The organism is Streptomyces sp. NBC_00289 (assembly GCF_041435115.1).
GTDB lineage: Bacteria > Actinomycetota > Actinomycetes > Streptomycetales > Streptomycetaceae > Streptomyces.
In genome coordinates, this window is sequence record NZ_CP108046.1 from 3,800,507 (window position 1) to 3,816,189 (window position 15,683).

A 15,683-nucleotide genomic window follows, 5' to 3' on the forward strand; every position below is an offset into this window, starting at 1 on the left:
GACTTCGCCATGCGCCGTTACGGCAAGAACACCGACGAGGACGACATCCGCTCCCGCCCGAACCGCAAGGGCAACCGACCCCGTACGCACATCCGCCCCAAGCACGAGGACGCGGTCGAGGGCATGGTCCTCACCGTCGACCGGGGCCGCCTGACCTGCCTGGTCGACGGCCAGATCGTGCTGGCGATGAAAGCCCGCGAGCTCGGCCGCAAGGCCGCGGTGGTCGGCGACCAGGTGGCGATCGTCGGTGACCTGACCGGCAAGAAGGACACCCTCGCGCGAATCGTCCGCATCAACGAACGGAAGTCGGTCCTGCGTCGCACGGCCGACGACGACGACCCCTACGAGCGCGTGGTGGTCGCCAACGCCGACCAGCTGGCGATCGTCACGGCCCTGGCCGACCCGGAACCCCGCCCGCGCCTCATAGACCGCTGCCTGGTGGCGGCGTTCGACGCCGGCCTGGAACCCCTCCTGGTCATGACCAAGTCGGACCTGACGCAGCCCGACAAGCTGCTGGAGCTGTACGGCCACCTGGACATCCCGTACGTCGTGACCAGCCGCGAGGAACTGGAGAACGGCGACGCGGCGGCCCGGGTGCGCGAGCAGCTCGACGGCAAGATCACGGCCTTCGTCGGGCACTCGGGCGTCGGCAAGACGACCCTGGTCAACGCGCTCGTCCCGGAGGACCGGCGCCGGCTGACCGGTCATGTGAACGCGGTGACCGGCCGCGGCCGCCACACCACGACCTCCGCCCTGGCCCTGCCGCTGAGCGGGGACGCCGGCTGGGTCGTCGACACCCCGGGCGTCCGCTCCTTCGGTCTCGCCCACATCGACCCGTCCCGGGTGATCCTCGCCTTCCCCGACCTGGAGCCGGGCACCGAGGGCTGCCCGCGCGCGTGCAGCCACGACGAGCCGGACTGCGCGCTGGACGCCTGGGTCGCCGAGGGGCACGCCGACCCCGCGCGCCTGTACTCCCTGCGCCGGCTGCTGGCCACGCGCGAACGCACGGAGGGCGACTGAGGGCGGCCGCACGCTAAGGGGCACCTGGGGAGGGCGGCTGACCTGCGCGTTGTTTGTCCCCACGCGGGTCCGGTAAGGGCATACTCGCACCGAGCCGGATTCAAGCCCGGCCACAACCCGACGAAACGGTCACCGGATGCTGGGACACGTGAACACGGGACACGTGAACATACGGGAGGACAGCACATGGCGTGGCTGCTGGTCGTCGTCGCCGGGATGCTCGAGACCGGGTTCGCCGTCTGTCTGAAGCTGTCGCACGGCTTCACCAGACTCTGGCCGACCGTCGCCTTCTGTGTCTTCGCCCTCGGCAGCTTCGGGCTGCTGACCCTCTCCCTGCGCAAACTGGACGTGGGACCCGCCTACGCCGTGTGGACCGGCATCGGCGCGGCCGGCACCGCCATCTACGGCATGATCTTCCTGGGCGACCTGGTGTCGACGCTGAAGATCGTCTCGATCGGCCTGGTCATCACCGGGGTCATCGGACTCCAGCTCTCGGGCTCCGCGCACTGAGCCGCCCTGCGAAGTCCTCGCACGTCCTCCAGACCATCTCTAGGTCGTCAACTGCCGGTAGAGAGCCGCCCGTACGAGTTCGCCGACGCCTTCCTCGCCAGGCGGGGCCGCGACGCAGGACAGGGCGAGACGGACGACGAGTTCACAGGCACGGACCAGCTCGGCGCTCTCCGGCTTGGCCGTACCGGAGCCGGACAGGGCGGCCACGGCCCGCTCGCGGACGAGCGCCACGAAGTCACCGGGTGACGGCAGCGGCCCGTCGGCCCGGCGCTGCGCCGGTACGGCCGAGGAGGACGGGACCGCAGTCAGCGTCGGCGCGGGCAGGCGCTCGCTCCAGCAGCCGGTGACCATGGCCCGTACCAGCGGGTTCTCGCGGGCCGCGGACGCTGTCCACTCGGCGGTCGCGGTCAGCCGCTCACGGGCGTCCAGCGGCTGGGCGAGCGCGCGGTCGATCCCGGCGAGGTAACCGTCGGCCTCCCTGCGGACGAGCGCCCGGGCGAGGCCCTCCTTGCTGCCGAACTCGTTGTACAGCGTCTGCCGGGACACTCCGGCGGCCGCGGCCACGTCCACCATCCGCACGGCGGACCACGGCCGGCGCGCCAGCGCCGTGTAAGCGGAGTCCAGCAGGGATTCCCGCGCTGCAGGCATCATCGCCTCCCTGGGCGAGCGGCTTCGCCCCAGATTTGACGCGCACACGAGCACTGTCAAGGGTTCGCGGCGGTGCCGGGGGGCGCCAGGAGCCCGTCGCGCGCGGGGCGTTGACCCTCGCCGTGCCCCGCACACCGCGCTCCCACGACGAAGCCCGGTGTCCCGCACACCGCCCCCACGACGAAGCCCCGTCCTCCGCGCACTACCCTCACGGCGAAGCCCCGTGCCCCCGGCCCCCCACTCCCCGGCCCACAAGGGACCCGGTCCGCTGTAGCCCCGCCGCGACCCCGGAAGATACCGTTCACCACATGCCCGACTACCACGACGACCTGCGTCTCGCCCATGTCCTCGCGGACGCCGCCGACGCCGCGACGATGGCCCGCTTCAAGGCCCTCGACCTCAAGGTCGAGACGAAGCCGGACATGACCCCGGTGAGCGAGGCGGACAAGGCGTCGGAAGAAATCATCCGCGGCCAGCTCCAGCGCGCCCGCCCGCGCGACGCGATCCTCGGCGAGGAATACGGCATCGAGGGCACCGGTCCCCGCCGCTGGGTCATCGACCCGATCGACGGCACCAAGAACTACGTCCGCGGTGTGCCCGTCTGGGCGACCCTGATCTCGCTCATGGAGGCCGCCGAGGGCGGCTTCCAGCCCGTCGTCGGCGTGGTCTCCGCCCCGGCCCTGGGCCGCCGCTGGTGGGCCGCGAAGGGGCACGGCGCGTTCTCCGGCCGGAGCCTCTCCTCGGCGAGCCGGCTGCGCGTCTCCAACGTCTCCCGGCTCTCCGACGCCTCCTTCGCCTACTCCTCGCTCACCGGCTGGGACGACCAGGGCCGGCTGGGCGGATTCCTGGACCTGAGCCGCGAGGTCTGGCGCACCCGCGCGTACGGCGACTTCTGGCCCTACATGATGGTCGCCGAGGGTTCCGTGGACATCTGCGCCGAGCCCGAGCTGTCCCTGTGGGACATGGCGGCCAACGCGATCATCGTGACGGAGGCCGGCGGCACCTTCACCGGCCTCGACGGACGCCCCGGCCCCCACGGCGGCAACGCGGCGGCCTCCAACGGCCTGCTCCACGACGAGTTCCTGGGGTATCTCAACCAGCGCTACTGAGGACACCGAGGTGACCGCGCGCGCCGTGCTCCGGCCGCACGCGCCCCCTTGTTGACCCGCGCTTTACCTGCGACTCTGAGAGTCCACCCACTTGTGCATTTGTGAATACATGAACAAAGTGGGTTCTCTAGGAGGTGGCTCCATCCCATGCTCGTCCGTGACGCCATGAGCACGGTGGTCCTCACCATCGGCCCCGCCCATACCCTCCGTCAGGCCGCAGCCCTGATGTCCGCCCGCCGCGTCGGCGCGGCCGTGGTCCTCGACCCCGACGCCGGCGGCGTCGGCATCCTCACCGAACGCGACATCCTGAACTCCGTGGGCCTGGGCCAGAGCCCGGACGCGGAACGCACCCAGGACCACACCACCAACGACGTCGTGTTCGCCTCCCCCGCCTGGACCCTGGAGGAGGCGGCCGCCGCCATGGCTCACGGCGGCTTCCGTCACCTCATCGTCCTCGACCGCGGCGAGCCCGTCGGCATCGTCTCGGTCCGCGACATCATCCGCTGCTGGGCACCGCTGCGACAGCAGGTCCCCGCCTGAGCACCCCGGGCACGCCGGTGGGCCGGTCCCCGGAGGAACCGGCCCACCTCCCACGACAAGCGGTCCAGTGCTGGTGTCAGCCGCGCAGGGCCTGGACCGCGGCCTCCAGCCGCTTGCCGAAGTCTCCGTCAGCCTGGCGGAAGTTGTTGATCGCGCGCTCGGCGATGTCGTCCCGCGTGACCTTGGCGATGAAGCCGGACAGGTTCTCGATCAGACGGCCCTTCTCGTCCTCGGACATCAGGCGGTAGAGGTTGCCCGCCTGCACGAAGTCGTTGTCCTCGGCGTGCACCGGCGCCTCGTGGTTGCCGGTCGCGCCGGTGAAGCCGTTGAACGTCTGCCACAGCGGGCGGTCCGTCTGGAAGGGGCCGCCGAAGCTGTTCGGCTCGTAGTTCTTCGCGCCCTTGTGACGGCCGTCGTAGAGGGCGCCGTCACGGGAGTTGTTGCGCGCCTCGGTCGCGTGCGGGCGGTTCACCGGCAGGTGGTCGGCGTTGACGCCGACGCGGTAGCGGTGAGCGTCGCCGTACGCGAAGAGGCGACCCTGGAGCATCTTGTCCGGGGAGGGGCCGATGCCCGGCACGAAGTGGGCGGGGCTGAAGATCGACTGCTCGACCTCGGCGAAGATGTTCTCCGGGTTGCGGTTGAGCTCCAGCCTGCCGATCTCGACCGGCGGGTAGTCCTCGTGCGGCCACACCTTGGTGAGGTCGAAGGGGTTGAACCGGTAGGCGGCCGCGTCGCCCGCCGGCATGATCTGCACCTGCACGGTCCAGGTCGGGAAGTCACCGCGCTCGATGGACTCGCGCAGATCGCGCTGGTGCGAGTCGGGGTCGACGCCGGAGAGGCGGACGGCCTCCTCGGTGGTCAGGTTCCTGATGCCCTGGTCCGTCTTGAAGTGGTACTTGACCCAGAAGACCTCGCCGGCCTCGTTGTTCCACTGGTAGGTGTGCGAGCCGTAGCCGTTCATGTGGCGGTACGAGGCGGGGATGCCGCGGTCGCCGAACAGCCAGGTCACCTGGTGGGTGGACTCGGGCGATAGCCCCCAGAAGTCCCAGACGTTGTCCGCCTCCTGCGAGCCGGTGTACGGGTCGCGCTTCTGGGTGTGGATGAAGTCGGGGAACTTGATGGCGTCCTTGATGAAGAACACCGGGGTGTTGTTGCCGACGAGGTCGTAGTTGCCCTCCTCGGTGTAGAACTTCAGCGCCCAACCGCGCGGGTCACGGACGGCGTCCGCGGCACCGAGGTTGCCGGCCACGGTCGAGAACCGCAGGAAGGTCTCGGTCTGCTTGCCCACCTCGGAGAGAAAGGCGGCGCGCGTGTACGCCGTCACATCGGCGGTCACCGTGAAGGTGCCGTAGGCGCCCGCACCGCGCGCGTGGACGACGCGCTCCGGGATGCGCTCACGGTTGAAGTGGGCGAGCTTCTCGAGCAGAAGCTGATCCTGGACGAGAACCGGGCCGCCGACGCCCGCGGTCTCGCTGTTCTGGTTGTCGGCCACCGGCGCGCCGGCCTCCGTCGTAAGCGGTCCCTGCGTCACGTGCGCCTCCTGCGTCATTCCCTGCCAGTCCTGTTTTCTGACCAGAGTCGAGTTCGATCCTATATTAGACATTATCTAAGTCAAGCCAGGCTCCAAAGTCACACCTGTTCGGATTCTGGTCCCCTTCTGTTAGGCTGAGCCCATGAGCGACCTTCTGGAACGGCTGCGCGGACGCGGATGGCGTATGACCGCGCAGCGACGTGTCGTGGCCGAGGTCCTCGACGGCGAGCACGTCCACCTGACGGCCGACGAGGTCCACTCGAGGGCTGTCGTCAGGCTGCCCGAGATCTCCCGGGCGACCGTCTACAACACCCTGGGCGAGCTGGTCTCCCTCGGTGAGGTGCTCGAGGTCGCCACCGACCGCCGCGCCAAGCGGTACGACCCCAACGCACACCGCCCGCACCACCATCTGGTGTGCGCCCAGTGCGGGGCGATCCGCGACGTCCACCCCACGGGCAACCCGCTGTCCGACCTCCCCGACTCCGAGCGCTTCGGCTTCACGGTGTCGGACGTCGAGGTGACCTACCGCGGCGTGTGCCCGAACTGCGCCGCGGCGTAGAGCACGGACTCGTCAAGCACCGAATCGTCCGGCACCGCCTCAGAGCCGACCACGCAAGCCCCGGCCCCTTGGGTGCCGGGGCTTCGCGCTGCCTGCTCCGCGAAAGGTGCGGGCGGGCGCGTCGTGGCAGGGGCGGGCACGTGATGCGACAGGTACGGGCGCGTGACGCGATCCCCCAAACGCACCGAGGGCCGGAACCCTTTCGGATTCCGGCCCTCGGCCTTCAGTAGCGGGGACAGGATTTGAACCTGCGACCTCTGGGTTATGAGCCCAGCGAGCTACCGAGCTGCTCCACCCCGCGGCGATGAATGCAACGTTACGTCAAGGACGCCGACAGAAGCAAATCGCTTCCGGCCCAGGTCAGCGGCGGGCGGTCGGGGACACGGGGCCGGGGCGGGCGGTCCGGGACGGGTGGGGCCGGGGCGGGCGGGGCCGGGGCCAAGGTGGGCGGTCCGGGGCGCACAGGTCAGCGGCGGACGGTCCAGGGCGCGCGGGCCGGGGCGCGCGAGGCCGAGGCGGACGGTCCAGAGCGCGCGAGGCCGGGACGGGCGGGGCCGAGGCGCACAAGTCAGCGGCGGACGGTCCAGGGCGCGCGGGGCCGGGGCGGGCGGCCCGGGACGCGCGAGGCCGGGTTCCAGCCGCCCGGCCCCGCCGCCCTGGCGTCAGGCCGACAGTTCCTGCCGCAGCGCGTCCCTCAGTCGGGTGGCCCGCTCCGACACCTCGGCCGGTCCGAGCGTCACCGCCCGGTCGGCCCACCGCTGCCCCTCCGCCAGTTCGCCGCGACGCGCGTAGACCAGGGCGAGCCGGAGCGCCGCCCGCCCATGCCCGGCGTCGGCCGCACGCGTCCACCAGACCGCCGCCTCGGGCTCGCTGCCCTCCCGGGCCAGCAGCAGCCCCAGGTTGAACGCGCCGTTGCGGGACCCCGCCTCGGCCGCCTCCCGGTACCAGCGCGCCGCCTCGACGACATCGCCCCGGGCCGCGGCCAGCATCCCGACCCGCACCTGCGCCCGCCGGTGTCCCTGGGACGCCGCCCGCTCGTACCACTCCTCGCACTCGCTCTTCTCGTGCACGGACTCCCCCAGCTCGTGCTCGGGCACCGGCGGTCGCCGCGCGTCCAGCACGGTCGCCAGCCGGTACGCCGCCTCGGGGCTCCCGCCGCCCGCCGCGCACCGCAGATGCCGCTCCGCCGCCGGCTCGTCGCCGTCCCGCAGCCGCGCGATCCCGACCTGGAGCGCCGCCTCCGTGTGCCCGGCGGCCGCGGCCCGCTCGTACCAGCGCAGCGCGGGCCGCTCCTCGCCGCGTCCGGCGTGCAGGATGCCGAGGTTGAAGGCGGCGTCCACGCTCCCCGCCTCGGCCGCCTTGGAGAACCACGGCTCGGCTCCCGCCGTGTCGCCGCCCTGCAACAGCAGGATCGCCAGCGCGTTCGCCGCCTCCCGGTGCCCGGCGTACGCCGCGCGCCGGTACCACTGCTCGGCCTGCGCGGTGCGCCCCTGCTCGGCGCAGAGCAGCCCGAGGTTGTACGCGCCGTTGACGTCACCCGCGTCCATCGCCGCCCGGTACCACCGCTCGGCGGTCTGCGGCTCGCCCCGCTCGGCGTGCAGCGCGCCCAGCGCGTTGGCGGCGTTGCCGTCGCCGTCCTGCGCGGCGCGCAGCCACCACACGGCGGCGCTCTCGGTGTCGCCCGCGTCCCGCAGCAGGAACCCGAGCGCGCACGCGGCGCGCGCCTCTCCGTCCTTGGCGGACGTCAGATACCAGCGCCCGGCCTCCTTGAGCGCACCGCGCCGCTCCAGGATCGCCCCGAGGTGCAGCGCGGCCCGCCGGTGCCCACGCGCGGCGGCCTGCCGGTACCACTGCTCGGCCTCCGTCCCGGCGGCGCCGACACTGTCGTCACCGTCACGGCCCTCCTCCTGGGTGGCGCGCCGGTCCAGAGCGCGCGCCAGCCGGTAGGCGGCCTCCCGGTGTCCGCGCTCGGCGGCGGCCCGCATCCACCGCTCGGTCCCGGCATCGCCCCGGTGCTCGAGCAGGTCGGCGAGCGCGTACGCGCCGAGCGCGTGTCCCTGCTCGGCGGACTGCTTCAGCCAGTACTCGGCGGCCGGCTCGTCCCCGCGCTCGCGGTGGTGCCGGCCCAGTGCGTGTGCGGCGGCGGCCGACCCGGCGACGGCGGCGATACGCCACCATCCCGCGGCCTCGTCCGCGTATCCCCGCTGGTGGAGCAGGACTCCCAGGTTGTTGGCGGCCGCGCGGTCCCCCGCCGCCGTGGCGGCACGCAGATGGGGCTCGGCTCCGTCGAGATCGCCACGGCGCAGCAGCAGGGCCCCGAGGACGCTCATCGCCCCGGCGTCGCCCGCTTCGGCGGCAAGCCTCTGCCGCACCTCTTCGGCCGCGTCCTCCGCGACCTCACCGGCCTCGCCCGGTCCGGAAGGCTGCACAAATCGCCCTGTCTCGAACAGAGTTGCCTTGTCCCCCATAACGTCCATCGTCGCACCACCTGCAACCTGGGTACACCTGGTATACCGCAGCCAGTGAGGTCACTTCAGCGTTTTGTCGACTTGCCCACAGAGAGACAAGTCAAACACAGATCGCCCAACTCCCCACGGCGGCGCGGCCATCCAACCCCTCGGCACATGCGTTCGCACACCACGAAGGCCCGGATCCTTGGAGGATCCGGGCCTTCGCAATCAGTAGCGGGGACAGGATTTGAACCTGCGACCTCTGGGTTATGAGCCCAGCGAGCTACCGAGCTGCTCCACCCCGCGCCGTTGTGAGCCAACCGTATCACGGCGCGGGGTGGGCACTTGATCGCTTATCGCGTCACCCGCTGCTCGCGCTGCTGCTGGGACTGCCGCTCGGGCTGGGGCTGCTGCTGGGCTTGCTGCTGCCGCTGCTCTTGTCGGCCTTGGCCTGCGCGTCCTCGGCCCGCTTGAGCGCCGCCTCGAGATCCTTCTGCGCCGCCGCGTACGCCTCCCAGTCGGGCTTCTTGAGAGCTTCCTGGCCGGCGTCGAAGGCCTTCTGGGCGTCGTCCAACGCGTCCTGGACCGTCGGACTGGTCGATGTCGGTGGTGGGTTGGTGGTGGTGTCGTCCGGTGGCCGGGTGGTGGGACCCGAGGCTCCGAACACCTTGTTGAGGGCCTCGTCGAGGGTGTTCTCGAAGGCGGTGGCACCGCCGTAGGTCACCAACACCTTCCGCAGCAGCGGGTACTTGAGTCCACCACCGCGTACGTAGACCGGCTCCACGTACAGCAGTCCTCCGTCGAGTGGCACCGTCAGCAGGTTTCCGTACTCGACGTCGGAGTCGCCGCCCTGCAGCAGTTTGATGGCCTCGGCGATCCGCTGTTCGGAGTTGAAGGTGCTCTGGACCTGTTTGGGCCCGTTGACCGTCGTGTTGGTCGGCAGTTTCAGGATTCTGATCTTGCCGTAGTCCGGTGTGCCCGCCTCCGCGTCGACCGACATGAACGCGCTCAGGTTGTCACGGCCGTTGGGCGTGAAGGTCGTCGTCAGCGAGAAGGCCTGCGCCGCCTGGTCGGGCATCTTCATGCTCAGGTAGTACGGCGGCACCGCGTTGCCCGACTTGGTGGCCGGGTCGTCGGGCACCTGCCACACCTCGCTGCCGCTGAGGAAGGTGGTCGGGTCCTTCACGTGGTAGCGGGTGAGCAGTTCGCGCTGGACCTTGAACAGGTCCTGCGGGTACCGGAGATGGGCCATCAGCGAGGCCGAGATGTCGCTCCGGGACTCCACCGTGCCCGGGAACGCCTTCATCCAGGTCTTGAGGACCGGGTCCTCGGTGTCCCACTGGTAGAGCTTGACGGCGCCGGTGTACGCGTCGACGGTCGCCTTCACCGAGTTGCGGATGTAGTTGACCTGGTTCTGCTGGGCGACCACCGTGCGGTTGTTGTTGGTCGCCGTCAGCGAGTCGGCCGTCGTGTCACCGAGGGTCGTACGGGAGGCGTACGGGTATCCGTTGGTCGTCGTGTAGGCGTCGACGATCCACTGGATCTTGTTGTCCACGACCGCCGGGTAGGCGTCACCGTCGATGGTCAGCCAGGGTGCGACCGCCTCGACGCGCTCCTTCGGCGTGCGGTTGTACAGGATCCGCGAGCCCTCGCCGATCGCCCCGGAGTACAGGATCTGCGGCTCGCTGAACGCCACCGCGTACGCGGCCCGGTTGATCGGGTTGGAGAGGTTGACCCCGCTGGTGCCCTCGTAGCTGGTGGTCTTCTCGCCGTTGTCGTCGGAGTAGTCGATCTCCTTCTGGGGACCGCCGACGATCGAGTACGTATTGGTCTTCTCGCCGTAGTAGATCCGCTGCTGGTACGAGCCGAGGTCGCCCTTGGACGGCAGGTCGGACTCGGTGAAGACCGGGCGGCCCTCGGCGTCGGCCTCGGTGCCCTTGGCCGCGACCGCGCCGTAGCCGTGGGTGTAGCGGAAGTGGTCGTTGATCCAGTTGTTCTTCGGGATGCCGTTGAGGTTCAGCTCACGCAGACCGATGACCGTGTCCTGGTCCTTGCCGTCCTTGCTGTACCGGTCGACGTCCAGGTTGGTCGGGAACGCGTAGTAGTTCCGGATCTGCTGGAGCTGCTGGAAGGTCGGCGACACGACGTTCGGGTCCATGATGCGGATGCTCGCCGTGGAGTCGACGTCGTCGCGCAGCTCGGTCTTGTCGCTGGTCGTGCTCTTGCCCGAGTACTCGGTGACCTTGGCGCCGTCGATGCCGTACGCCTCACGCGTCGCCTTGAGGTTCTTCTCGACGTACGGCGCTTCCTTGGCCTGCTCGTTCGGCTGCACCTGGAACTTCTGCACGATCGCCGGGTAGAGGCCGCCGATGAGGATCGCGGACAGCACCATCAGACCGAAGCCGATCACGGGCAGCTGCCAGGTGCGCCGCCACAGCGTGGCGAAGAACAGCAGGGCGCAGATGACGGCGATGCAGAACAGGATCGTCTTGGCCGGCAGGTAGGCGTTGGCGTCGACGTACCTGAGACCGGTCCAGTTGTCGGTCGCCTTGAAGTCGCTGGACTTGACCGCGAGACCGTACCGGTCGAGCCAGTACGCGACCGCCTTCAGCGCGACGAAGATGCCCAACAGGACCGACAGGTGTCCGGTGGCCGCGGCCGTGGCGCGCGCGCCGGGGCTGGTGACGCGCAGCCCGCCGTACAGATAGTGGGTCAGCGCGGCGGCGATCAGGGAGAGGATCGCGGCGGCGAAGCCGAAGCCCAGCAGGAAGCGGTACCAGGGCAGGTCGAAGGCGTAGAAGGACACGTCGAGGTGGAACTGCGGGTCCTTCTGGTGGAAGGGCACGCCGTTGACCCACATCAGCCAGGTCCGCCACTGGCTCGACGCCGAGGCACCGGCGATCAGACCGACCAGCGCGGTGATCCCGAACAGCAGCCACCGCTTGTACGGCGCGATGCCCATCCGGTAGCGGTCGAGGCTCTGCTGCTCCATCGACATGGCGCTCAGCGGCGGCCGAAGCCGGTGCGCCAGCCAGATGTTGAAGCCGACCGCGAGCGCCATCAGCAGACCGAAGACGAAGAAGAGTCCGATCTTGGTCCACAGAGTCGTCGTGAACACGGACGAGTAGTTCACCGACCGGTACCAGAGCCAGTCCGTCCAGAAGCCCGCGAACATGGTGAACGCCATGCCGAGGACGGCAAGCACTCCCAGTGTCATGAGCAGGGTCCGGACGCGCCGGGACGGGCGGCCCACTCTCATCCGCGGCCCCGTCGGGCCTCCGCCGCGGTCCGGCATCTGGAAAGCCAAGGTGCGCACCCCAAGAAGTTCGCTGTCGGTCCGTCAGGCCCCTGTCCAGGCGGGCCGTCGGGGGGCCTCGTGATCGTAGGCCCACACCTATGCAACTTACTCACGCTTTACTCGGTTCCCGATTCCGGCCATGAACGAGGCAGGATTGTGACCATGTCCAACACACCCATGGCGGCGAGCCCGCTCACCCGGGCCGTACTCGAGATCGACGAGTACGCCTCCGGCCTCGGCTGGGACCAGCCCGCCCGCCTCTTCGCCCTCGTAGACACCGCGCGGCTGCGCACCCAGGAACCCGCACTCGCGGCCCAGCTCGGCCTTCAGGACGAGCCGGCGGCCGCCGCTCTCACGCCCATCGAGCAGGAGGAGATCCCGGCCGGAAAGCCGCTGGACGAGTTCCTCGCCACGATCGCCTGGCCCGACGCGGTGGCCGGCTGCGCGCTCACCGTGGAGCGCCTGATGCTGCCGCCGTCCGCCGAGGCGTCCGTCCCGGAGGGGCTGAACGAGAAGAAGCTCGCGCAGTGGGTGGCCGAGCACCCGGACCGCCAGGAGGTCCGTATGACGGTCGCGGTGCTGCGCGACGGCTCCCGCGACTCGGCCCTGCGCCTGCGCGAGAAGGACACCCCGACGGAGGTCCTCACCGGCGGTGCGCTGGTCCCGGGCCTGGCCGAGGCACTGTCGGCGACGTTCGAGGAGTAGCCGTCCGGACCGGCGTCAGCCGCACTTCGGCAGGTCGGAGGTGTTGCCGCCGCGGATGTCCTTGAGGGCCTTCAGCGCGTCGTCGATGGTCTTCACCTTGACGAGGGTGAGTCCCCCGGGGGTGTCCTTGGCGGCGGCCGCGCAGTTGTCGGCGGGCGTCAGGAAGTACTGGGCGCCCTTGTTGCGGGCGCCGACGGTCTTCAGCGCGATGCCACCGATCGGTCCCACCGTGCCGTCGTCCTCGATCGTGCCGGTGCCGGCCACGAACTTGCCGCCGGTCAGGTCGCCAGGCGTCAGCTTGTCGTAGATGCCGAGCGCGAACATCAGTCCGGCGCTCGGCCCGCCGACGTCGGCCAGCTTGATGTCGATGGTGAACGGGAACGTGTGGTCGGTACCGGCGGAGATCCCGACGATGGCGCGCTTCTCGCTGTCGTCGGAGACCGCGGTGGTGATCGTGACGTCCTCGGTCTTCGTGGCCGTCTTGTTCGCCTTCTCCGCGGCGGCCTGCTCCTTGGCGGGCACGACCGTGAAGACGACCTTCTGGCCGGGCTTGTGCTTGGTCACCAGGTCGGCGACGTCGGTCGGCTCCTTGACCGTTGTTCCGTCGACGGCCTTGATCACGTCACCGGCGTGCAGCCGGCCCTCGGCCGGGTCTCCCTTGACGACCGTCGAGACGATCACCCAGGACCGCACCGGGATGTCCAGCTCCTTCAGGGCGGCGACCTTGGCGCTCTCCTGGGACTGGCTGAACTCCTCGGCGTTCTCCTGGGTGGACTGCTCCTCGGTCTTGCCGTTGGGGTAGAGCGTGTCGTGCGGGACGATCTTGCTGTCGTGCGCGAGCCACCCGTAGACAGCCTCGACGGGGTTCATCCGGTAGTCGGCGCTGGTGACCCGGACGGTGGTCATGTTGAGGTGTCCGCTCGCCGCGTAGGTTTTGCGTCCGGAGATCTGCAGCACCGGCTCGCCGGCGTGGTCGCCCAGCGTGTTCACCGTCGGCCCCGGAGACATCTCCGCGTAGGGCACGGGGATGAACACTCCAGCGCACAGAAGCGCGATCAGCATCAGGGTGGAGGCGAGCATCGTCGCGGTGCGGCGTGGCATGCCACGACAGTACGGGACGCTCCTGTCAGCGCACCGTCAGGGCCGCCCGGTCAGGTGCCGGTGTGCGACTTCTCCATGGCCTCGCGGAAACGGGCGTAGCCGTCGAGCTCGGGGCCGTCACCGCGCGCCCTGTGCGTCCGGTTGGCCCAACTGCCCCACAGACCGGCGCCGATCGCGGCCGCGAACGGAATCAGCAACCAGGCGAGTGCAGCCATGCCGACCTCCCAACCCCGACGAACCACCGCAACTGACTGATCAGCAGATTAACCATCCGCAAGGACAACGCTCACGGCAGGGGTGCGGTTACGCAACCGGAAGGGGTGGCCGGGGGAGGTCAGCAGGCGCCGACCCACTCCTCGGTGCCGTCGGAGAACTTCTGGTGCTTCCAGATGGGCACCTCGTGCTTGAGGTCGTCGATCAGCTTCCGGCAGGCCTCGAAGGCCTCCCCCCGGTGCGGACACGACACGCCCACGACGACGGCGAGGTCGCCGACCCTGAGATCGCCGACCCGGTGCACGGCCGCCAGCGCCCGGACCGGGTACTCCGCGACGATCTTCTCCGCGATCCGCCGCATCTCGGCCTCGGCACTGGGATGGCAGGAATACCCGAGCTCGTCGACGTCGACTCCGCCGTCGTGATTCCGCACGGTCCCCACGAACAGGGCGGTCCCCCCGGCAGCGTCGTCCCCGACGGCCCGGAAGACCTCGTCCAGGGAGAGGGGCGTCTCCCGAATACCGAGCAGCTTGATGGGATCCTGCGCGCCCTGCTCACCCGGATGATCGTTGGTAGGTGCCATACGCCCATCGTGCCGCACACCGGGAACCACGGGAAATGGCACGATGCCCCGGCACGCGCGCGTACCGGTTTGTAGCCTCCTACATGCCATACGACGAGACCGTGCGGCCGCACCCAGCCCGTCCGGCGTTCGAGGACGAGGTCCGTCGGGGGGAAGCGGGGGCCCGGGGGCGGCGGGGCGGCGGGGCGGCGGGGGCAAAAAAACCCGTCCCGGCATCGCCTCCCGGAGCCGCCACCCACCCCGTCAGATCCGCCGCCGCGCCTTCCGGGCCCGCCGCACCACCGCCGCCGCACCCAGCAGAGCGACCGTCGCCCCCGCGGCCCCGGCGGCAGTCGCGTCCTTCCGCCCCAGCCGCCGCCCGGCCACCGTGTGCCGGCCGGAGACCTCCTCCAGCAGCTCCGCGAGGACCTCCTCGTTGGTCCACCGCGGCCGCCACCCCGCGTCGTGGAGCCGGCTGCCGCTCACCACCCACGGGTACATCGTGTACGCGAGGTCCCCGGCAGGAGAGGGCGTGAGCCCGATCCGGTGCAGCCGGGCCGCGGCCCCCAGCGCGACGGCCGACGGCAGCTCCATCCGCCGGATTCCGCTGAGCTCCTCGACCTCCTCCTGCTCCAGCCAGCCGTCGCATCCGACAGCGAGTTCCCCGTCCGCCTTCTCGAGGACGGCGTACTCCAGAGCGCTGCACAGGTCCTCGACGTGGCAGAACTGCCAAGCCGGCCGCGACCCGGCCACCACGAGCAGCCGAGGCGATTCGAAGTACCTGGTCAGCGCGGTGTCGGTGCCGCCACCCACGAGTACCCCGGGCCGCACGACGGTGACGTTGAGGCCCGGATGCGCCCGCGGGGCCCGCCGTGCGAGCCGCTCGATCTCCAGCAGGTCCCCGACTCCGGTGGCCTCCGCCGTGGCCCGCAGTTCGGCGTCCTCCGACAGCGGCAGCTCGTTGTCGGGCAGCGCCCCGTAGACCATCGCGGAGGTGCACAGCACCGCCCGGTGCACCCCGGCCGCCGCGGCGGCGGTCAGTACGGTCTGTGTCCCCCGTACGTTGTAGGCCGTTCGGGCGGCCGCGTCGGTCTCCAGATCGAGATCGAGCGCCAGATGGACCACCACGTCGGCCCCGCGCAGCTTCTCGGCGATGGCGGGATCACGCACGTCCAGGATGTGCCACTGGGCGTCCGCGCACTCGCCGCGCCGCTCGTCGATGGCGATGACCTGCTTGATCTCGTCCGACGCGGCGAGCCGCTCGGTGAGCAGCGCGCCTACGCCGGAAGCGGCACCGGTGACCGCGACGACAGGCCCGCGCGCGGCGGGAGTGGTTGACTGGTTTCGCGCTGCGCGAACCTGCGGATCTGGGGAACTCACCGGGCGTCTCCAGCGGTTGTCTTCAGTACGAGCGCGCGTGACGCGTACGTACCAGGT

At 70.5% G+C, this 15,683-nt stretch carries 14 protein-coding genes and 2 tRNA genes; 6 read left to right on the plus strand and 10 right to left on the minus strand.

The window, feature by feature from the left end:
* Nucleotides 1-9 precede the first annotated feature (9 nt).
* Both rsgA and OG985_RS17225 read left to right on the plus strand, forming a co-directional pair.
* Nucleotides 10-1,020, plus strand: coding sequence for a ribosome small subunit-dependent GTPase A (gene rsgA, locus OG985_RS17220; protein WP_371669223.1), 1,011 nt, complete (start codon nt 10-12; stop codon nt 1,018-1,020).
* Between the two features lie 186 nt (nt 1,021-1,206).
* Nucleotides 1,207-1,530: a multidrug efflux SMR transporter gene (locus tag OG985_RS17225; RefSeq protein ID WP_371669224.1), complete on the plus strand. Its 324-nt coding sequence runs from the start codon at nt 1,207-1,209 to the stop codon at nt 1,528-1,530.
* A 39-nt stretch (nt 1,531-1,569) separates the two neighbouring features.
* On the opposite strand, the gene OG985_RS17230 is transcribed toward OG985_RS17225, so the two are convergent.
* On the minus strand, nt 1,570-2,181 hold the full coding sequence (locus OG985_RS17230) for a TetR/AcrR family transcriptional regulator (RefSeq protein ID WP_371669225.1): 612 nt from the start codon (nt 2,179-2,181) through the stop codon (nt 1,570-1,572).
* 305 nt (nt 2,182-2,486) lie between these two features.
* Between OG985_RS17230 and hisN the strand changes: the two genes are divergently transcribed.
* Nucleotides 2,487-3,287 (plus strand): histidinol-phosphatase, encoded by an 801-nt coding sequence (gene hisN / locus OG985_RS17235; RefSeq protein WP_371669226.1) that lies wholly within the window; start codon nt 2,487-2,489, stop codon nt 3,285-3,287.
* 147 nt (nt 3,288-3,434) lie between these two features.
* Nucleotides 3,435-3,827 carry a cyclic nucleotide-binding/CBS domain-containing protein gene (locus OG985_RS17240; protein ID WP_371669227.1) on the plus strand — a complete coding sequence of 131 codons (393 nt, stop codon included), beginning with the start codon at nt 3,435-3,437 and terminating at the stop codon, nt 3,825-3,827.
* A gap of 76 nt (nt 3,828-3,903) precedes the next feature.
* On the opposite strand, the gene OG985_RS17245 is transcribed toward OG985_RS17240, so the two are convergent.
* Entirely contained in the window at nt 3,904-5,376 is a 1,473-nt protein-coding gene (locus tag OG985_RS17245; RefSeq protein ID WP_371669228.1) for a catalase, read from the minus strand.
* Nucleotides 5,377-5,500: 124 nt separating this feature from the next.
* Here OG985_RS17245 and OG985_RS17250 point away from each other — a divergent pair, with 124 nt between their 5' ends.
* On the plus strand, nt 5,501-5,917 hold the full coding sequence (locus tag OG985_RS17250) for a Fur family transcriptional regulator (RefSeq protein WP_371669229.1): 417 nt from the start codon (nt 5,501-5,503) through the stop codon (nt 5,915-5,917).
* 227 nt (nt 5,918-6,144) lie between these two features.
* On the opposite strand, the gene OG985_RS17255 is transcribed toward OG985_RS17250, so the two are convergent.
* The 4 genes from OG985_RS17255 to OG985_RS17270 all read right to left on the minus strand — a co-directional run bounded on the left by OG985_RS17255 (nt 6,145) and on the right by OG985_RS17270 (nt 11,662).
* Nucleotides 6,145-6,218: transfer RNA gene (locus OG985_RS17255), tRNA-Met, on the minus strand.
* A gap of 361 nt (nt 6,219-6,579) precedes the next feature.
* A complete protein-coding gene (locus OG985_RS17260; RefSeq protein WP_371669230.1) occupies nt 6,580-8,394 on the minus strand; it encodes a sel1 repeat family protein in 1,815 nt (604 codons plus the stop codon).
* A gap of 205 nt (nt 8,395-8,599) precedes the next feature.
* Nucleotides 8,600-8,673: transfer RNA gene (locus tag OG985_RS17265), tRNA-Met, on the minus strand.
* Nucleotides 8,674-8,728: 55 nt separating this feature from the next.
* Complete coding sequence (locus OG985_RS17270) at nt 8,729-11,662, minus strand: UPF0182 family protein (protein ID WP_371674401.1); 2,934 nt, start codon at nt 11,660-11,662, stop codon at nt 8,729-8,731.
* 165 nt (nt 11,663-11,827) lie between these two features.
* Between OG985_RS17270 and OG985_RS17275 the strand changes: the two genes are divergently transcribed.
* Complete coding sequence (locus OG985_RS17275) at nt 11,828-12,370, plus strand: PPA1309 family protein (RefSeq protein WP_371669231.1); 543 nt, start codon at nt 11,828-11,830, stop codon at nt 12,368-12,370.
* Nucleotides 12,371-12,385: 15 nt separating this feature from the next.
* Here OG985_RS17275 and OG985_RS17280 read toward each other — a convergent pair whose 3' ends face one another.
* The 4 genes from OG985_RS17280 to OG985_RS17295 all read right to left on the minus strand — a co-directional run bounded on the left by OG985_RS17280 (nt 12,386) and on the right by OG985_RS17295 (nt 15,626).
* The gene (locus OG985_RS17280; protein WP_371669232.1) at nt 12,386-13,471 is read right to left on the minus strand and encodes a PDZ domain-containing protein; all 1,086 of its coding nucleotides are present in this window, start codon (nt 13,469-13,471) and stop codon (nt 12,386-12,388) included.
* Between the two features lie 50 nt (nt 13,472-13,521).
* The gene (locus OG985_RS17285; RefSeq protein ID WP_371669233.1) at nt 13,522-13,686 is read right to left on the minus strand and encodes a hypothetical protein; all 165 of its coding nucleotides are present in this window, start codon (nt 13,684-13,686) and stop codon (nt 13,522-13,524) included.
* A 119-nt stretch (nt 13,687-13,805) separates the two neighbouring features.
* Complete coding sequence (locus OG985_RS17290; RefSeq protein WP_371669234.1) at nt 13,806-14,267, minus strand: molybdenum cofactor biosynthesis protein MoaE; 462 nt, start codon at nt 14,265-14,267, stop codon at nt 13,806-13,808.
* Between the two features lie 243 nt (nt 14,268-14,510).
* Complete coding sequence (locus tag OG985_RS17295) at nt 14,511-15,626, minus strand: SDR family oxidoreductase (protein ID WP_371669235.1); 1,116 nt, start codon at nt 15,624-15,626, stop codon at nt 14,511-14,513.
* Between the last annotated feature and the right edge of the window lie 57 nt (nt 15,627-15,683).